We start from the raw sequence: 17407 nt of genomic DNA, 5'->3' as shown, positions 1-17407 counted from the left end.
CTTACAATGCATGTTACTGCGATGCGTATTACTAGGATGATCACTGTGCTTGATGGCTTACTCGTCGGCAAGCTGCTCAAAGCGAGGCATACCTACATTCCAAGGGATAACGTCGCCTTTCTCGCCCATATTCCCGTGATCGCCCAATACATGGCCGTCGTGCTCGCGGGTTTGCCCATAAAGCGAGCTATTATGGAAGGTGGGGCCAAAGCGCTCTAATGTTTCGGCCACATCGCCCGTATAGCGCGGGTCTTGGGGCCGCTCTTGGCTGCTCATGTAGTACGCGATGTCCCATGCGTCTTGCTCATTAAGCGAGCGAGGCTGCCCAAGCGGCATATTGTTGTAGATAAAGCCTGCGGCCGTATCGACCCGCACCAAGCCTGCCCCCCAGTTGTTCGAGCCATCGCCCCACGGCGCGGGGAATACGTACTCACCGTTCTCATAATGCCCCGAACCATCGTCGCGGTGGCAAATGGCACACTGCTCCTGATAGGCCGCTTCGCCCCGGGCGTAATCGGGCTCCTGTTCCGGCTCATCCGGCGCAGGGAAACCGCGCCCATAAATTGGCTGGCTGGGGTACATGGGCGCCCCTTTCGCTAACCACTGGTGGTAAGCACTTAGCGCCAGCATCTCATCACTACCGTATTCAGGCGGTGTGCCATTCATCGAGTAAGCAAAGCAGCCTGCAATACGCTCTTCAAGGTTGTTGACGTGCTGATTTTTACCTCGAAAATCCGGCAAGGTGATGGCAGCGGCCCACACGGGGGCACTAAATGGCTGGCGACCTTCACCTAAGTGGCAGCTAGAACAGTTCATGTCGTTATAAACATACTCATCACGCAGCTGCTGGGTATCGGTAAATAGCTCGTAGCCGTAGCGAATGACTTTTTTCAGCTCGGGATGAATATCCGCAGCGTCAAGGTCTTCCATGGTAGGCGGCACATGCACAAGCTCCCCTTCTTGAGGGGCTGGAAAGCCAAGCTCAACCAAACCTTGGTAAGGCGCTTCATCTGCCTGGGTGGCACCACTATCAGCAAAAGCGTTAATGACTAACCCTGTCGCTAACGAACTACCGACTAGCGCTAACACGAGACGCTTTTTATGAAACATCATTGCGCTGCCTCCCCTGCTGAATTAACCGGTTGCTCACTGACCGTTTGCGTGGCGTACCATGCGGATACCGCCTGGATATCCTCCTCGCTCATGCGCTTGGCAATGGCGCCCATTAAGTTTTGCGGGTCGTTGCTGCGCTCATCATTCTTCCAAGCAAGCAGCTGACTACTGATGTAACCCGCATGCTGGCTGGTAATAGCTGGAAAATCACTTCCTGCGCCATTTCCCCCTGGGCCATGGCAACTTTTACACGACACGATATACGCATCCCAATCGCCGCGCTCGGCCAATTGCTGGCCACGGGCTAGCACCGCTTCGCTAGCGCTCTCGCCACCCTGGGCAGGCGTAATAGGCATTTGGCTGTAGTAAGCCGCCACATCGGCAATCTGCTCGTCACTGAGCATATTGGCAAACGGCATCATCGAGGCGTTTTGTCGGCGCCCCTCTTTAAAATCGTGCAGCTGCTTGACGATATAGCCCGCATCTAACCCTGCCAAACGTGGCCAGGACTCACCGCCGGGGATATTCATGCCACCACCATTTGCCTGGTGGCATGCGGTACAGGTTGCCGCTGCGGCCTGGCCACGCTGCGCATCGCCCTCTTGTACCTCGGCAAACGCGGCCCCTGCTGCTAGGCAAGCGCTGATCAGCACACTCACCTTGCCCCACTGTTTTTTATTCATGACTCCCCCGATCGCTTGGTCGTTATCACTCTTTTATTAAGGGTCTCGCCTTCCATCTTTCTGCGTGTTTAGCGTTACCGTAGGCACCGTTAAGTGCGCGCTAAAACCGCCTGCTTCAGCATTTTCAAACGCCACACTGCCGCCAAAGCGCTCCGCAATGGCTTCCACAATGGCAAGCCCTAAGCCACTTCCCTGCTGCTTGCTGGCTCGCCAAAAACGCTGGGTGAGCTGCTTCAGCGTTGCCTCATCTACCCCGGGGCCTTGGTCATGCACACTGAAGGTCGCTTGACCATCCACGCACTGCACAACCAAGGAGACCGAAGCGCCACGTGGGCCGTGATGCAACGCGTTATCCAGCAAGTTTCGCAGCGCTGTGATCGCAAGCTCTCTGGGCATAGCAAGGCATACATTGGGAAGCATCTCTGGCGACAGGCACTGCCCCGGCGCCGCCACGCTGTCGGCTATCGCATACTCAACAATTTCTGCCACCTGGCTCGGCTCGCCATCGTCAAAGCGCATTCGTCCTTCCACCCGGGCCAATGTGAGCAACTGATCTAGGGTATGTGCTAGCCGCACAACCCCTGCTTCGGCATGGTGCAGCGACGCTTCAGCCGCGGCCCCTTGGGCACGCTGGGCGACTTGCAGGTGAGTTTTAATCGCCGTTAGCGGGGTACGCAGTTCATGGGCGGCGTCATTCGTGAAGCGCTGCTCACGAACGAGCGTGTGCTGCACGCGGGTGAGCAACCCATTGAGGGTCTCAATAAGCGGTTTGATCTCTTTAGGCACGCCATAAGTAGACACTGGCGCTAACGCTTCAGGATGGCGGCTAGCCAATGCCGCTCGCAGGCGCGCTAAAGGCAATAATCCACGCCATACCCCCACCCACAGGGCGATGAAGCTGCCGATCAGCGCGACAATAAAAGGCACCACGGCCACGCGAACGACATCGCTAAGTAGCTTGTCGCGCTCATCCATACGGTCGGCGGTGGTGATCACCAAATCACCACGCTCATAGGTAAACACGCGCCAGGTAGTATCGCCCTCTTGGCGGTAGGTGTGCCCCCTAGCACCCGGGGAGAGTACTGCTTCAAGGTTGGCATGGGTGCGGGCAATGATGTTGCCTTGTGGCGAGTGAACTTGGCAGGCCAAGCCTTCAATCGGGGGAATTGAGAGCGCCGCTGTTGCGCTCTGCGCCCAAACCTCTTCGGGTAGCTGAAGCACTAGCCCAGCGACCATACGCGCCGACTGGGCTAAGCGCTGATCGAGGGTTTCTACAAACTTTTTTTCTAGGTCATTTAGTAACCACGCCGCTGCCACACCCCATAACACCACCAGGGTTAAGCCTAGCGTTAGCAGTAGGCGGGCACGCAAGCTCATTGCTGACCTTTGTAGGGTGTGCCAGGCAAATGCACTGCTTCGGGCTTACCAAGCCGGTACCCAAGGCCACGTACCGTCTCGATCACCCCGCTGCCGAGTTTGCGGCGAAGATGGTGGATATGCACATTTAGCGCATTACTCTCTACTTCGTCATTTAAGCCGTACAGGCTATCCTTCAACTGATCCGCCGACAGCACGCTGCGCGGCGCGTGTAAAAACGCTTCCAATAGCACCAGCTCGCGCCGTGACAACGCCACTAAGTGCCCAGCAACGTTTACCTCTCGTGAGGCTGGGTCTAAGGTCAGCGCCCCATGCACCGTAAGCCCCTGGCTACGGCCCGACACGCGACGCAGCAGCGCATGTAAGCGCGCCACCAGCTCATCAAGATCAAACGGCTTTATCAGATAGTCGTCAGCACCGCATTGAAGCCCATCCACTCGATCACGAACCGCGTCTCGGGCGGTTAGCATCAGTACCGGCGTGGCGATCCCTTGCTCACGCCATGACTGAAGTAGTTGTAAGCCATCCCCATCAGGCAACCCGCGGTCGAGTATCACCACATCGCTCGCCACTGACTGCATGGCTTGCCGCGCAGCCTTAATCGAAGAGACGTGATCGACGACAAAATCGTACATCATCAGGCCTGAGCGAATCCCCGAGGCCACCAGCGGGTCATCTTCAATGAGTAAGACGTGCATAGCGGTTTCCTTCTATAGTCTGTCCAGCATGGCAAACGCGTATTAACCTAGCGTTAAGCATCCAAGCGATGTCCATCGTCCAATTAATTCCCTCTCTCCATCTCGCCTCTATCAATCTCTCCCTATCAACAAAAACACCCCTGCTGATCTCAGCAAGGGTGATAGTCGTCATCAAGCAAGCGGGGTAAGCTGGGTTAAGTTAAAGCAGTGCGCTAAACTCGTTTAGCCAAGAACCATCCCACCACCATCGCCACTAACATGGCTAACAGCGGTAACGATAAGCCACCAACAGAGGCAATAGCCGGACCAGGGCAGTAGCCAGAAAGCCCCCAACCAATACCAAATAGCGCCGCGCCGCCTAACAGCTTAGCGTCTAAATCCTCTTTACTAGGTAGCTGGAAGCCGCTACCAAACAGCGGAGTTCCTCGGGCATAAACAAGCCGATAGCCGATGAAAGTCGTGACTACCGCACCGCCTAACACAAACATTAAGGTAGGGTCCCAGGCGCCCGCGATGTCCAAAAAGCCCAATACCCGTGCTGGGTCGGTCATTCCCGAGACCGCCAGCCCAAGACCGAAAAGCAGGCCTGCCAGATAGCCAGCCGCTGTTTTAAGCGTGTTTGAATGACTAAGACGGCTCATGCACTGCCTCCTAACACGTGGCGTACCACGTACACGGTCACAATAGCGGCGACTAGAAACATTGCCGTCGCCGCCATCGAGCGCGGCGCCAAGCGCGCTAAACCGCATACGCCGTGCCCGCTGGTACAGCCGCTGCCAATGCCGGTTCCTAGCCCCACTAACAGCCCAGCCAGCAGCATTAACAGTATACCGCCCGCTGGCTCGCCAATGACCGCACCGGGGGCATCCGCCACATTGCCCAACCCACCGCCTAATGCCATCACGACTAACGGGCCACTTACCAACCCCGCCAGAAATGCCAGCCGCCAGGCGCTATCCCCCTTGGGGCGCTGAGTAATTAACGTGCCAACAATGCCGCTAATGCCAGCAATGCGCCCAAGTGACCCCATTAGCCACACAGCAGAGAGCCCGATCAATACGCCCCCCACCAATCCTTGCAGACTCGCTGTCCAGTCCACGGTGTGCTCCTGAAAAGTGCTTTTAACGTTGTTTACTCAACTAGCGTACGAGGCTAGTGATCGTTTTAACGCTTGGTTTTACACGTTGAAATACCCAGCAGCGGGTAAAGCGGGCAAAAGTTAAAAAGACCGGTTGCCAAAGGCACAATCCCTATCCACCCCCAGGCACCTATTGTTCCGGTCAACGCCAACCCAATCAGCACCGCACCCACCACAATGCGCGCTACTTTATCGATACCACCTACGTTAGTTTTCATACGGTGCTCCTTAATTTAGATAACAATCGGTTAAAAACGATTAATCGGTACTTTTAGATACACTTGTCCATTATCTTCAGCGGGAGGCATCTCCCCGGCCCGCATATTGACCTGTACCGACGGTATAATTAGCTTTGGCATGCCCAGCGTGGCGTCGCGCTCGGAGCGCATTTTCACAAACTCATCTTCGCTAATACCTTCGTGCACGTGGACGTTGGCGGTGCGCTGCTCCGCCACGCTGGTTTCATGTTGGTAAGTCTCACGCCCTGGGGCTTTATAGTCGTGACATAAAAACAGCCGCGTTTGCTCTGGTAGAGCCAGCACTTTTTGTATTGAACGGTACAACGTGCGGGCATCTCCACCAGGAAAGTCGCACCGCGCGGTGCCGTAATCCGGCATAAAAAGCGTATCGCCCACAAAGGCAGCATCGCCGACGACATACGTTAGACAAGCAGGCGTATGCCCAGGGGTGTGCACTACACGCCCTTGCAGTTTACCAATCGTAAAAGTGTCATCTTCATTGAACAGCGCATCAAACTGGCTGCCATCCCGAGCAAATTCGGTCCCCGCATTAAACGCCTTACCAAAAATTTCCTGTACGTCGACGATATGCGCGCCAATACCCGTTTTGCCGCCTAGCTGCTGATGTAAATAAGGCGCTGCGGAAAGATGGTCTGCATGTACGTGGGTTTCCAGAATCCACTCCACGGCTAAGTCGTTATCACGAATAAAGCTAATGATTGCATTAGCGGAGCGCACATCCGTTTGCCCAGCGGCATAATCAAAATCCAGTACTGAATCGACAATAGCGCAGGCATGGCTATCGGGGTCTTGCACCACATAGCTAAACGTATTGGTGGGCTCATCGAAAAAAGGGGTGACGATTGGGCGTTGCATACAGTGCCTCCACTAGGTGGCTTTTAGCGTTACTATGCACCCACTATAAACCATATATGGTTATATGTTTATACCTTTATGGAATTTAAAGCCATTTATTAAAGAGATTATTTAACTGATAAAGCATTTAGCTGAACCAGTATTGGCAGCATTTAAGGCACGAGACAAAGACAAGCATAAAAAAACCCTGCCAGGAGCAGGGTTCAAAAAAGCGATTGGGCTACACCTTTCCTTGGTTATCTAGCTCCACCGCGTCATGCATGCGGGCCAGCAAATCGGGCACAGCGGCTTGAACTCGGTTCCAGCTGGGGATAAACGGACGCTCGCGTGGGTTATCCAAAAACAGGTTGCCTGCCTCTAAAAGGTTGCTGGCAAACAGCTCTACTGCCTGCTCTTCGCAATGGCGGTCCAAGCTGAGCCCGTTCATGGTGGCATCGTGATCGTAGGCTTCAATAAGGTCTAAGGCGTAGCGGTAATAGGTCGCTTTTAGCGTACGGAAATCCTCGCTGCTAAAGCTCACGCCTTGGGTAGCGAGCTTGCGATACAGCGCCTTGGCGATATCCAGGCTCATACGATTAAGGCCGCCATTAGGGTCATCTTCACTCACCGGCTGGTGCTTGTGATCATAGGCATCGGCAATATCGACCTGGCACAGCTGCCTTGGCGCGTAGTTGCGCTGTAACTCGGAAAGCACACCAATTTCCAGCCCCCAATCTGCCGGTATACGTATGCCTTCCAGTACCTCACTGCGCATCGCAAACTCACCGGAAAGCGGATAACGAAAGCTATCCAAATAATCTAAGTAGGGAAGTGGCCCACACACCGTTTTAAGGGCGCGTATGAGCGGCGTTACCATCAGCCGTGACACACGTCCGTTCAACTTCCCCTCCGCAATGCGGGGGTAATAGCCTTTACAAAAACTATAGTTGAACCGGGGATGAGCCACGGGGTACATAAGGCGGGCCAATAACCCACGCTCGTAGGTGAGAATATCGCAGTCATGTAAACCGACCACCGATGAACGCCCAGACGAGAGAATATAGCCTGCGCAGTACCATACATTGCGCCCTTTACCCGGCTCCAGCGCACCTAGCCCATGGCTTTCCAACTCGGCATCCAGCGCCTTTAATCGAGGGCCGTCGTTCCATAAAATACGAGTATGTTGTGGTAAGCGTGAAAAAAACTCTCGGGCATATAAAAATTGGTCGCGATCAGCGCGATCCAGCCCAATCACCACTTCATTGAGATAGGGCACTTTAACTAATTCATCGACAATGGCAGAAAGCGCTGGCCCCTCCAGCTCTGAAAACAGCGAGGGTAAGATCAACCCCATGGGGCGCCGCTTGGCGAATTGGCAAAGCTCTTGCTCAAGTGCGTCAACTGAACGGCGCGTTAAGTTGTGAAAATCGGTAATCACGCCATTTTGATGGAAATCACTCATGCAGTATGTCTCCTTGGCTCACTAGCCATACGCGTTGACATAGATATGCTCACATAACGGCAGCATGACAAGTTGGCGCCGCCGCTAAACGGCGGTCGTCTCGCCCCCACCAATGGGCCATCCCCTCAGCCCAACCTAATGGCCCGGTTGCCTCGGTACGGTATAAAGCAGCACTACGTGGCGCTATTTCCAGCCCATGACACCCCTTGATGACCACGGCTTGGTCCACTGCTTCCAGCATGGTGATATCGTTAGGGCCATCGCCTAACCCCAATGAAATAGGCGGGCTTCCCCTAAGGGCGCTAAAGCGCTTAATTAGCCACTCTACGGCACTGCCTTTATCCGAGGCGCGCCCCATAACGTGCCAAAAACGCCCTCCTTGGGTCAGCTCAAGGCCATCCCCTGCTAACGCAAGGCGAAACGCCTCAAGCGCTTTTTCATCATCGTGCCAAATGAGCGGCTCGCTCCCCTCTCGCTGCCGAGCAGCCCTTGCACGTGCCTCGTCTAATCCGGTGAGCTCCATAATTTGCGGGGTGTTCAGCTCTCCCATGCGGGTAAACCGAAGTCCAAGTCGTTCTCGCCATATTTTTAGCCGAGCACGAATAAACCCCACATCAACCCCTGTGTGTTTAACAACAACCCCATCCCGGGCACTGCCTGGACGGTCTAAACGGGCGTGGCACCAACCGGGCGGCAAACCAATCACGGCGCCGTTTTCGGCAACAAAAGGCGTCGCGGTGAGGCCAAGTGATTCGCGAAGCGGGATCAGCTCAGCACGGGTTTTACTGGTCACAGGAATAACCGGCACGCCAAGTTTTTTTAAGCGCGCGAGCCAGGGGGCTGCGGGGGCAAAATCGTAGGTATGGTGATCAAGCAACGAACCATCAAGATCCGTCACCACCAAGCGCGGCTGCAAAGCAGGATCAATCGCGCTTGCTGCCACTTGTTGGGGCAATGCCTTCGATATTGGAAGAGCGTTGGCATGTTCAGACATAGCATCACCTATTTACCATCTTAAAAGCGTTTGTACACTTTTGTATTAAGACCTTACTCAACACGTCGTCTTCATACACAGATAAGCAAACAAGCAGGTTATATGCCAATGAAAAATAGACTAACGATAACAAAGAGATATGAACATAAATGACGCGTGATTATTTTTAGCACCAAAAAAGAGCAAAGGATACGCACCCAAAAAGTGCAAAAAAATCAGTGAAGCAGAGCGCTGACCAGGGGCGCCCCGGACTGAATGAGTCATCGATTACGGGCACAGGGCTAAAATATTTGCACAAACCCTTGGAAAATCCTCTCAAATAGCTATACTGACATTGTACTCACTGGCAGCCTTGTACACCCCCTCACCTGATGCCAGTGAGCTGCAGTGAGCCAAGCCCTTTAATGCCCGCCTCCCCCGGCGGGCTTTTTTTTTGCGATGTCGGTTTTCTCAATCGCGACTTCTGCAAACGTCACTGTTGTACACGGCTTGCAACGGCTCGGCTCAATCTCAGTTACTCAACGTGAATAACCACCTCAACGCGCCGATTGCGCGCTCGCCCCTCCTCAGTGCTGTTATCTTCTAATGGTCGAGTAGCCGCCAGCCCTACGGCGCGCAAACGCTGCGGTTCTACGCCTGCCGCTTCAAGTGCTTCAACAATGGCAATAGCGCGTGCGCTGGAGAGTGCCCAGTTGGATGAAAACTCGGGGGTGTTAATCGACTGACTGTCTGAGTGCCCTTCTACCCACACCTCGCCCTCGTAGCGCTGAATTGTTTCCATCAAACTACTGACAAGCGAAGAGCCACCCTCTGAAAGGTCAGCCGCCGCTGATGGGAACAGCAACTGATCCTGCACACGCAGGCTAATGCCTTCGGCAACCCGCGACACCTCAACCCCCTCAAGATTGGGTAGGTAAGGTGATGCTTCAACACGCTCTAGCAGCGTTTCATCAAGCGCCAAAGTGCTATCGACAGCTTCATCCTCCACCTCTTGCACATTAACGGGTGGACGGTCAGTCAGCAGCACCATGTAGTCAGCCAGCGGCGACACCAACTGACGTTCACTGGTCGGCAGCAGCGGCCGTGGCAGCACCACATCGAAAGTGAGCGCTTCAGGGGTAGATGGTTCCTCCTCCACCCGTGCCAATAACGGCGGGACGCTTACGATTGGACGGCGCTGGGGTAACCCAGCCACACCTAACGCGGCACTTATAGCCATCTGGCTTAGCTCACCGGGGATAGTGGGAGGCAAAAAATACCCCTCACGCTGCTTACGCACGCTGGCAAGCTCTATAGGCAAAGGGATGTCGAGCGTGGACAAGACATCATAACGGGTCTCTGGCTCTGCTTCTTGGGGCTTCCACGTTGGGCTTGTGACCCCAGCGGCGGCAATAATAATCACAAAAAGCGCCACTAAGAGCGTCATAATATCGATATAGCTAATCATCCAACCGCTATTGCTATCATCATCTGAATAGGCAGTCAGCAGCGAATCATGACGCGGCCCAGCGCGGTGATCTTCAAGCATGGGAGCAATTACTCATTCAAGTTTTTAACCTCATGGCCGATATAAGCTAAGCGTGGCAAACTAGTCTATCAAAAGCCGTTTTGTAGCGAGAAGGAACTATCAGGTGCGTATTCGTTTTATTTCATCCTCTAAAGTTCGTTTTTTACGCCCTGTTAGCTTAGGGCTCGCAAGCCTAATGCTAAGTGGTTGCTTTTATGCCAATACCTCACAGGCACCGGTTGCAACGACCTACCCTTACACAGAACAGCAGCGGATGCAGGCTGCCCAGCACTGGGAAGTACTGGCCAAGCATGAGGCTGCCGGTATCTTACGCAGTGAACGCGTACGCTTTAGGGATTTGCATATTCCGGCAGAAGAGCATGCCTACCTCAGCGCCTACAGCGGTGGCGAATTTGAACGCGGCTTCCGCACCCTGCTAACCAGTGAACTGGTTTCTAGGGGAGGCAGCGTCACTACCCAGCCTCGCTCAGGCGGCGCAACGGTTCAGATCGATGTAGAAGTCGTTGAACACCGGGATCGCGGTTACATACGTCCGCCCTTTGGCACTTACACAGCCCTTGCCAGCGGCATTGCGGTCGCCACTATTCCACTCCGCAACTGGAGTGAACCTGCTCTGGCATTAATTCCTGCCGCCATGCTGGCCGACACAACAACCGGTAGCTGGACGCATACGGGTAATGAGGAAATCATCGTCACCACGCAAATAATTGAAGACGATCGAATTCTTTACTCATCTTCCAACATTTATTACATAAATGGGGGAGATCGTCGCCACTATGCCCCGCATCGCGTTCCCCAAGCACCTACTACGCCCACTGTTTCCATCACTGACACCTGGTAACGCTATGTCTTCTAGTAACGCTATGTCTTCTAGCAACACCGTGTTTTCTAGTAACGCTACATTTTTATCTTTTACTGTTTACTGTCGCTCTTTAGTGCGTAAAACCTGCTTTTTACCCCTGGTGTTAATGGCGCTGACGCTGGCAGGATGCGGCACCTTTGGCAATACAAACACCCAAACGGCGGAGCCTGAGCCCGACCTTTCCGAGCTAGCCCACGCGGCGGCCAGTCAAATGGTAGCAAACAACCCAGATATAACACGTTATAGCCCGATGATAGCGGCTACGTTTGTCAGCATCGACAATCTTAGCCAATCCTCAACGTTTGGCCGTATTAGCTCTGAGCTTATGGCCTCTGCCTTAGCACGGGAAGGCATGCAGGTACGCGAAGTAAAAATGCGCGACAGCATGTTCATCGAAGAGAGCGTAGGCGAGCTAATTTTATCCCGCCAAGTACAGCGGTTAAGTGCCCAGCACGATGCCCGCTCTATCTTGATGGGCACCTATGCCCAAGGGCAAGACTACCTTTACGTCAGTGCTCGGGTAGTTAGGACGGGTGATGCCATGGTGCTGGGTAGCGCCGACTTCAGAGTACGCCTCAATAACAACACACGAAGCTTGTTAGAAGGCCAAGGCGGCTGGTAATCAGCGAGCAGTTATGTAACGGACACTGATGTCATAAACTAAAAAAAGCGCTAGCCTAATGGGCTAGCGCTTTTTCTTTAAAGGCCATCAGGCACAACCACCTGATAGACGACCTACATTATTTATAAACCGGATAGCGACCACAGACGGCAGCGACTTTATCCAGCACCTGGGCTTCTACGTCGCTGGTGTCTTCGCCTTTCGCCAATACGTCCAGAATATCGCATATCCAGCCAGCCAGCTGGGTACACTCTTCTTCACCAAAACCACGGGTAGTGACAGCGGGCGTGCCAATACGCAGGCCAGAGGTTACGAACGGGCTTTGCGGGTCGTTAGGAACGGCATTCTTATTCACCGTGATGTGGGCACGGCCTAAGGCGGCGTCCGCATCTTTACCGGTCACACCCTGCTTGATGAGAGAGAGCAGGAAAAGGTGGTCTTCGGTGCCACCGGATACGATGTCGTAACCCCGGTCAATGAACACCTTCGCCATTGCCTGGGCATTTTTAACGACCTGCTTCTGGTAGGTTTTGAAACCTGGCTCCATGGCTTCTTTAAAGCAGATCGCTTTAGCCGCAATCACGTGCATCAAGGGGCCACCCTGGCCACCGGGGAATACCGCTGACTGGAGCTTTTTCTCGATGTCAGCGTTGTTTTCCGCCGACAGAATCACGCCGCTACGGGGGCCGCGCAGGGTTTTGTGGGTCGTGGAGGTGACCACATGCGCATGGGGCAGCGGGCTTGGGTAAACACCCGCCGCGACCAAGCCAGAGACGTGGGCCATATCGACCAGTAAGTAAGCGCCTACTTCGTCGGCGATTTCACGGAACTTGGCCCAATCGACAATTTGTGAATAAGCTGAGAAACCGGCGATGATCATTTTTGGCTTGTGCTCACGGGCAAGCTCAGCCACTTGGTCATAGTCGATCAGACCTTGCTCGTTCAGGCCATACTGAATAGCGTTGTAGTGCTTGCCAGAGAAGTTAGGCTTGGCCCCGTGGGTTAGGTGACCACCCGCGTCAAGGCTCATGCCCAAGATGGTGTCGCCCGGCGTTACCAGCGCTTGGAACACCGCGCTGTTTGCCTGGGAACCAGAGTGGGGCTGGACGTTAACATAGGTCGCACCAAACAACTCTTTGGCGTAGTCGATGGCGAGGTTTTCGGCGATATCGACGAATTCACAGCCGCCATAGTAGCGCTTGCCGGGGTAGCCTTCGGCGTATTTGTTGGTCAGCTGGCTACCCTGGGCTTCCAGTACGCGGGGGCTAGCGTAGTTTTCAGAAGCAATCAGTTCGATATGGGCTTCTTGGCGTGCAACTTCTTTTTGCATCGCATCAAAAAGCGCGTCATCGAATCCGGCAATTGTCATGTCGCGGCTGAACATCGGCGAGAACCTCGTAACGAAACGATCATCATGGGAGAAGCGAGGGCGCTATCATAACGCAGCCTGACGCGACTTTCATCGCATCCGCGTCAGGTGTTGCATGAGTATGTTTCATGTTGCTGGCACCCTTCAAAGGCTGACCAAGTGGACAGCCACGCTATTCGGGTAAGCGTCCATCCTCGCTATGCCTCACCCAACAGCCCAAGGCTGGCGGCCGGGGCTTGGCGCCTTAAACTATAAGAAAGCGCATGGCCGATAATACCAATCAGCAGCGCGCCCCCTAGCGGCAATATAAACCAAAGCCCCACGTGCAGGCGTGGCGTTAACTCCAGCCAGTAAAGGTACAGCGCGGCGGTGGCTAGCTCCGCTAGTGCTGCTCCCATCAAACCACTGGCAAACCCAAGTAGCGCATACTCTGCGCCTTGCACGCGGGAAATCATCTTGGTGCCTGCCCCAAATACGCGCAGTAAGCCGCTTTCATGGGCACGTACCGGTCTACTTGCAGTCAGAGCTGCGTAGAGCACGCTAATGCCTGCTAGCAGCACCAAGGCTAATACCAGTTCTACTGCCCGAGTAACCTGCGTTAGTACTTCGCGCACCTGGCCTAAAATGGCATCTACATTGAGTAGCGAAACGCCCGGAAAATCGCTTACCAACTGGCGAACTAACCCTTGCTCTGCATCGGGCAGGTGAAACGCGGTGATATAACTATGCCCAAACGACTCCAGCACACCCGGCGGGAAAATAATGAAGAAGTTGGGCGTAAAGCTATCCCAATTGAGGCTACGTAAGCTTTCGATACGGGTCGCAATGGTATCGCCCCCCACCGAGAACGTTAGCTCGTCGCCAATACCCAACCCTAACCGCTGAGCGAGCCCGTCCTCCATGGAGATAGGTGTAATGTCACCGCTCTCAGTGGGGGTTGCGTCTACCTCATCCATAAAGCCTTGGGGCTCAGCCTCCGGTGTAAACCACTGCCCGGCGACGACTTGGTTACCTTGGGGCACTTCAGCTTGCCAAGTGAGGTTTAGCTCGCGGCGCAGAGAGTTGTCCCCCCTGGCGTCTGGCGGCACAGCGTCCCGTGGCGATTGCCCATTAATGCCGGTAATACGCCCACGCACCATCGGGTAAAGTGTGCTCTGGGTGTCTACTCGTGGCGCAACGGCTTGTTCAAAGGCATCGCGCTCGCCGGGCTGTATGTTGATAGCAAAGTAGTTGGGGGTGTCATCGGGCAACTGGTCTTGCCAGGTAGTCAGCAGATCGCCGCGCACCAACACAATCATCGCCATGGCGAAGAACGTCACCGAAAAGGCCAACAGCTGCCCTAATCCCGCCTGCTTGCGTCGCGCTAACTGCCGCCCTCCCAAACGAAACGCCTGAGACCATACACTATTCCCTGACAGCCGCTGCACGACTTTTAGCAAGCCATTGAGGAGCACTGAACTCAACAGCCACAGCACGCCCAACAGCGCAGCGCCGCCAATCAGCAGCGCAATCGCCAACGGTAAACTGCCCGAGTAGAGCCACAGCAGGCCGCCAAACACCAGACTGGCTACCCCAACCACCACCCATGCAGACGGTGGAAGAGGGTCCAGCTCGCGACGCAGTACTTTCAGTGCGCTCACTTGCTTAATGCGCAGTAGCGTTGGCCCAGCAAAACCCACTAACACGGCTAAGGCAGTAAAAATCCCCAGCCAAAGCGGCATGATGCCGGGGGGCGGCAGCGTCATGGGTAAAAAGCTGGTGAGCAGCCAGAGAAGCACCGCCTGCCCCACCAGCCCAAGCAGCGCGCCTACCACCGATGCTGCCAGCGCTAAACCCAGCAGCTGTAGCGAAAAAATCGTCACTAGTTGGTACTGGCTGGCACCAAAACAGCGCAATAGTGCAGCAGTATCAAGGTGTCGCTCCACATAGCGGCGGGTGGACATAGCGACGGCCACACCCGCCAGCAGCACAGCGGCTAACCCGGCAAGCCCCAGGTAGCTTTCGGCACGCTCTAGGGCATTACCTAACTGAGGACGGTCTACCCGCACGTCACGCACATCCACACCGTCTCTTCTTAGCTCAGCCAGTAGCGCCTGCACTTGGTCTAACGCTGCAGGCGGCCCTGCTGCCAACAAACTAAACTCAATACGCGAGCCTGGCTGCACCAAGCCGGTGGCCTCTAGGTCGGCAGTATTGAGCATCAAGCGAGGGTTGAAGTTGCCAAAGCCACCAGATTGGTCGGCTTCGCGCTCAATAATACCGCTGATGGTAAGTTCGGTTTGCCCCACCTGCACACGGTCGCCCAGCTCAAGTTCAATCAGCTGGATAAGCCTTGGGTCTGCCCATGCCTCCCCCGCCGCTGGGCCAGAGGCGATTTGTTCCGTGCCACTGCCAAGATCAACATGGGATTCGCCATAATGCGGGTAAACATCATCGACCGCTTTCAGGCTAGCGGGCTGAAAACGCTCGCCTCGACTAATCATTGAGACCAGTTCAACCTGATCACTCAACTCAAGCCCTGCCTGCTCTAAGGTACTGCGCAGCTCATCAGAAAACGGCTCGCGCTGTTCCAACACCACATCGCCGCCCAGCATCTGGCCCGCCTGACGCTCCAAACCACGCTCTAGCCGGTCGAGAAAAAAAGCAATCATCGTAGAGGCGGCCACCGCCAGCATAAGTGCAATAAACAGCGCCCGCACGTCGGATGCTCGCAGGTCACGCTTTAAACTGCGGGCGGCTAGGCGCCAGTTAATATCACTCATTACTACCCCCATTGATAGATACCGGCTCAAAGGGTTCTAGCTTGCCATTTGCAAGGCGCAGGCAACGGTCGCAGCGGCGGGCAAGGGCGTGGTCATGGGTCACCAGAATCAGCGTGGTGCCCGCCTCGCGATTCAGGGTAAATAGTAGGTCAATAATTTGTGCGCCGGTGTCAGGATCCAGGTTGCCGGTAGGCTCATCGGCAAATACTAATTCTGGGTCGGTGACGAAAGCCCGGGCAATGGCTACCCGCTGCTGCTCGCCGCCAGAGAGCTGTTTGGGTAGGTGGCCTGTGCGCTCGCCAAGCCCCACCCGCTCAAGCCATTGGGCAGCTGAATGGTCTTCCCCAGCCCGCGGGGAAAGTTCTAGGGGCAAGAGTACGTTTTCAAGCGCACTTAAGGTGGGCAGCAGTTGGAAATTTTGAAACACAAACCCTACCCGCCCCGCACGTAGCGCTGCCCTGCCATCTTCATCCAAACGGCTCAAAGGCTGCCCAAACAGGGTTAATTCACCATCGCTGGGGGTGTCTAAGCCTGCTAAAAGCCCTAAAAGGGTCGATTTACCGGCACCACTTTTACCTAGAATGGCCACGCTCTCCCCTGCAGCCACGCTTAAGGAGAGGTCGTGTAAGATATGCAATGAGCGCTCACCGCTGGTTACCTGTTTTGAAAGCTTTTCAGCCAGTAGCACAGGCGTCCCCATCCCGACAGTAGGAACCTTATAGGCAGAAGTAGTGTCGGTGGATGATTGGTTTGCAGGCGCGTCATCGGCTGGCAACGTAGACATTGGGTCAGAGGAGTAAGGCATGAAGCGTGGCATCCCTGTAGCGTGGCAAAAACTGGATTGGCAGAAACTATTTCGTCAAAAGCTATTTCGTCAAAAGCTATTTCGTAAAAAACTAAGTTTTCAAAAAATGGGTTTTCAAAAACCAAGCTTTCAAAAACCAAGTCATCTAAAACTGTGTTATCTAAAGCCCTATCATCAAAAACTGAATCGTATGGTAACCGGAGGGGTGCTAGCACTGGTAGTCACCTTCGGTACTTCATCGATCAACGCAGACCAAGGCCCTACTCTGTTAGTCATGGGTGACAGCTTAAGTGCCGCTTACGGCATTGAGCAGGAAGAGGGCTGGGTAACATTGCTGGAAGAGCGCCTTGAAGGCCAAGCAACGGTGGTCAATGCCAGCATTAGCGGCGAAACCACTTCCGGCGGGGCGCAGCGTTTTACCGACATTATCGGACAGCGGCAGCCTGATATCGTTCTGCTAGAGCTAGGGGGTAACGATGGACTACGCGGTTTAGATCCTAATCAAATGCGTGCCAACCTTGCCCGCATGATTGAACAAAGCCAGGAAGTAGACGCTGACGTATTACTGCTGGGCATTGATATCCCACCTAACTATGGCCAAGCCTACCGGGACGCCTTCACCGGTGTATTCCACTCCCTAGCGGATGAATACGATATTTCACTGGTGCCTTTCTTACTGGAAGGCATTGCCCTGAATAGGCAACTGATGCAAAGCGATGGTATCCACCCCACCGCTGAGGCACAGCCGATTATTCTAGATAACGTATGGCCAGCGCTTGAGCCCTTGCTTTCCGAACACACCCAAAAAGGGGCAGTACAAGCCAACGCTGAGTAGAGCCCATAAGGGAGATTTCGTACTTTCAATTAATACTTTCTACTGGGCAGATATAGCGCTCAGGT

Annotated in this window: 17 protein-coding genes; 3 read left to right on the top strand and 14 right to left on the bottom strand. The window is 54.6% G+C overall.

Going from position 1 to position 17407, the window contains the following annotated elements; all coding sequences use genetic code 11:
* Nucleotides 1-57 precede the first annotated feature (57 nt).
* The 11 genes from P8S54_RS16705 to P8S54_RS16655 all read right to left on the bottom strand — a co-directional run bounded on the left by P8S54_RS16705 (nt 58) and on the right by P8S54_RS16655 (nt 10087).
* A complete protein-coding gene (locus P8S54_RS16705) occupies nt 58-1113 on the bottom strand; it encodes a c-type cytochrome (RefSeq protein ID WP_281442633.1) in 1056 nt (351 codons plus the stop codon).
* A complete protein-coding gene (locus P8S54_RS16700; RefSeq protein WP_281442632.1) occupies nt 1110-1796 on the bottom strand; it encodes a c-type cytochrome in 687 nt (228 codons plus the stop codon). Before P8S54_RS16700 ends, P8S54_RS16705 begins: the two co-directional genes overlap by 4 nt.
* A 36-nt stretch (nt 1797-1832) precedes the next feature.
* On the bottom strand, nt 1833-3173 hold the full coding sequence (locus P8S54_RS16695; protein ID WP_281442631.1) for an ATP-binding protein: 1341 nt from the start codon (nt 3171-3173) through the stop codon (nt 1833-1835).
* On the bottom strand, nt 3170-3871 hold the full coding sequence (locus P8S54_RS16690) for a response regulator transcription factor (RefSeq protein WP_009098705.1): 702 nt from the start codon (nt 3869-3871) through the stop codon (nt 3170-3172). The genes P8S54_RS16695 and P8S54_RS16690 overlap by 4 nt, the downstream gene beginning before the upstream one ends.
* A 212-nt stretch (nt 3872-4083) precedes the next feature.
* Nucleotides 4084-4512, bottom strand: coding sequence for a DUF6691 family protein (locus tag P8S54_RS16685; protein WP_281442630.1), 429 nt, complete (start codon nt 4510-4512; stop codon nt 4084-4086).
* Nucleotides 4509-4970 (bottom strand): YeeE/YedE family protein, encoded by a 462-nt coding sequence (locus P8S54_RS16680; protein WP_281442629.1) that lies wholly within the window; start codon nt 4968-4970, stop codon nt 4509-4511. The genes P8S54_RS16685 and P8S54_RS16680 overlap by 4 nt, the downstream gene beginning before the upstream one ends.
* 65 nt (nt 4971-5035) lie before the next feature.
* Nucleotides 5036-5227 carry a DUF2892 domain-containing protein gene (locus P8S54_RS16675; RefSeq protein WP_281442628.1) on the bottom strand — a complete coding sequence of 64 codons (192 nt, stop codon included), beginning with the start codon at nt 5225-5227 and terminating at the stop codon, nt 5036-5038.
* 30 nt (nt 5228-5257) lie between these two features.
* On the bottom strand, nt 5258-6124 hold the full coding sequence (locus P8S54_RS16670; RefSeq protein ID WP_281442627.1) for an MBL fold metallo-hydrolase: 867 nt from the start codon (nt 6122-6124) through the stop codon (nt 5258-5260).
* Between the two features lie 220 nt (nt 6125-6344).
* The gene (locus P8S54_RS16665; protein WP_009098713.1) at nt 6345-7565 is read right to left on the bottom strand and encodes a glycosyl transferase; all 1221 of its coding nucleotides are present in this window, start codon (nt 7563-7565) and stop codon (nt 6345-6347) included.
* A 49-nt stretch (nt 7566-7614) separates the two neighbouring features.
* Nucleotides 7615-8559, bottom strand: coding sequence for an HAD-IIB family hydrolase (locus P8S54_RS16660; protein WP_281442626.1), 945 nt, complete (start codon nt 8557-8559; stop codon nt 7615-7617).
* Nucleotides 8560-9073: 514 nt separating this feature from the next.
* A complete protein-coding gene (locus P8S54_RS16655; RefSeq protein ID WP_281442625.1) occupies nt 9074-10087 on the bottom strand; it encodes an OmpA family protein in 1014 nt (337 codons plus the stop codon).
* A gap of 103 nt (nt 10088-10190) precedes the next feature.
* Here P8S54_RS16655 and P8S54_RS16650 point away from each other — a divergent pair, with 103 nt between their 5' ends.
* The gene (locus tag P8S54_RS16650; RefSeq protein WP_281442624.1) at nt 10191-10928 is read left to right on the top strand and encodes a hypothetical protein; all 738 of its coding nucleotides are present in this window, start codon (nt 10191-10193) and stop codon (nt 10926-10928) included.
* 4 nt (nt 10929-10932) lie between these two features.
* Nucleotides 10933-11571: a FlgO family outer membrane protein gene (locus tag P8S54_RS16645; protein WP_281442623.1), complete on the top strand. Its 639-nt coding sequence runs from the start codon at nt 10933-10935 to the stop codon at nt 11569-11571.
* A 118-nt stretch (nt 11572-11689) separates the two neighbouring features.
* On the opposite strand, the gene glyA is transcribed toward P8S54_RS16645, so the two are convergent.
* The 3 genes from glyA to P8S54_RS16630 all read right to left on the bottom strand — a co-directional run bounded on the left by glyA (nt 11690) and on the right by P8S54_RS16630 (nt 16507).
* A complete protein-coding gene (gene glyA / locus P8S54_RS16640; RefSeq protein WP_281442622.1) occupies nt 11690-12955 on the bottom strand; it encodes a serine hydroxymethyltransferase in 1266 nt (421 codons plus the stop codon).
* A gap of 182 nt (nt 12956-13137) precedes the next feature.
* Nucleotides 13138-15702, bottom strand: coding sequence for an FtsX-like permease family protein (locus tag P8S54_RS16635; protein WP_281442621.1), 2565 nt, complete (start codon nt 15700-15702; stop codon nt 13138-13140).
* Nucleotides 15695-16507: an ABC transporter ATP-binding protein gene (locus P8S54_RS16630; RefSeq protein ID WP_281442620.1), complete on the bottom strand. Its 813-nt coding sequence runs from the start codon at nt 16505-16507 to the stop codon at nt 15695-15697. Before P8S54_RS16630 ends, P8S54_RS16635 begins: the two co-directional genes overlap by 8 nt.
* Here P8S54_RS16630 and P8S54_RS16625 point away from each other — a divergent pair.
* Nucleotides 16506-17342, top strand: a complete 837-nt coding sequence (locus P8S54_RS16625; RefSeq protein WP_348651271.1) for an arylesterase — start codon at nt 16506-16508, stop codon at nt 17340-17342. The two genes, P8S54_RS16630 and P8S54_RS16625, sit on opposite strands and share 2 nt — an antisense overlap.
* The last annotated feature ends 65 nt before the right edge of the window (nt 17343-17407 follow it).

The organism is Halomonas sp. M1 (genome assembly GCF_029581375.1).
Lineage (GTDB): Bacteria > Pseudomonadota > Gammaproteobacteria > Pseudomonadales > Halomonadaceae > Vreelandella.
The sequence above is the reverse complement of the archived record's forward strand: the minus strand, read 5'-3'. Positions and strand labels throughout refer to the sequence as shown.

Bases quoted from the DNA above. Each gene is read 5' to 3' on its own strand.
- P8S54_RS16690 (WP_009098705.1), bottom strand. From the start codon at position 3,871: ATGCACGTCTTACTCATTGAAGATGACCCGCTGGTGGCCTCGGGGATT.
- P8S54_RS16635 (WP_281442621.1), bottom strand. From the start codon at position 15,702: ATGAGTGATATTAACTGGCGCCTAGCCGCCCGCAGTTTAAAGCGTGAC.
- P8S54_RS16625 (WP_348651271.1), top strand. From the start codon at position 16,506: ATGAAGCGTGGCATCCCTGTAGCGTGGCAAAAACTGGATTGGCAGAAA.
- P8S54_RS16630 (WP_281442620.1), bottom strand. From the start codon at position 16,507: ATGCCTTACTCCTCTGACCCAATGTCTACGTTGCCAGCCGATGACGCG.
- P8S54_RS16695 (WP_281442631.1), bottom strand. From the start codon at position 3,173: ATGAGCTTGCGTGCCCGCCTACTGCTAACGCTAGGCTTAACCCTGGTG.
- P8S54_RS16670 (WP_281442627.1), bottom strand. From the start codon at position 6,124: ATGCAACGCCCAATCGTCACCCCTTTTTTCGATGAGCCCACCAATACG.
- glyA (WP_281442622.1), bottom strand. From the start codon at position 12,955: ATGTTCAGCCGCGACATGACAATTGCCGGATTCGATGACGCGCTTTTT.
- P8S54_RS16675 (WP_281442628.1), bottom strand. From the start codon at position 5,227: ATGAAAACTAACGTAGGTGGTATCGATAAAGTAGCGCGCATTGTGGTG.
- P8S54_RS16660 (WP_281442626.1), bottom strand. From the start codon at position 8,559: ATGTCTGAACATGCCAACGCTCTTCCAATATCGAAGGCATTGCCCCAA.
- P8S54_RS16655 (WP_281442625.1), bottom strand. From the start codon at position 10,087: ATGCTTGAAGATCACCGCGCTGGGCCGCGTCATGATTCGCTGCTGACT.
- P8S54_RS16645 (WP_281442623.1), top strand. From the start codon at position 10,933: ATGTCTTCTAGTAACGCTATGTCTTCTAGCAACACCGTGTTTTCTAGT.
- P8S54_RS16685 (WP_281442630.1), bottom strand. From the start codon at position 4,512: ATGAGCCGTCTTAGTCATTCAAACACGCTTAAAACAGCGGCTGGCTAT.
- P8S54_RS16665 (WP_009098713.1), bottom strand. From the start codon at position 7,565: ATGAGTGATTTCCATCAAAATGGCGTGATTACCGATTTTCACAACTTA.
- P8S54_RS16705 (WP_281442633.1), bottom strand. From the start codon at position 1,113: ATGATGTTTCATAAAAAGCGTCTCGTGTTAGCGCTAGTCGGTAGTTCG.
- P8S54_RS16700 (WP_281442632.1), bottom strand. From the start codon at position 1,796: ATGAATAAAAAACAGTGGGGCAAGGTGAGTGTGCTGATCAGCGCTTGC.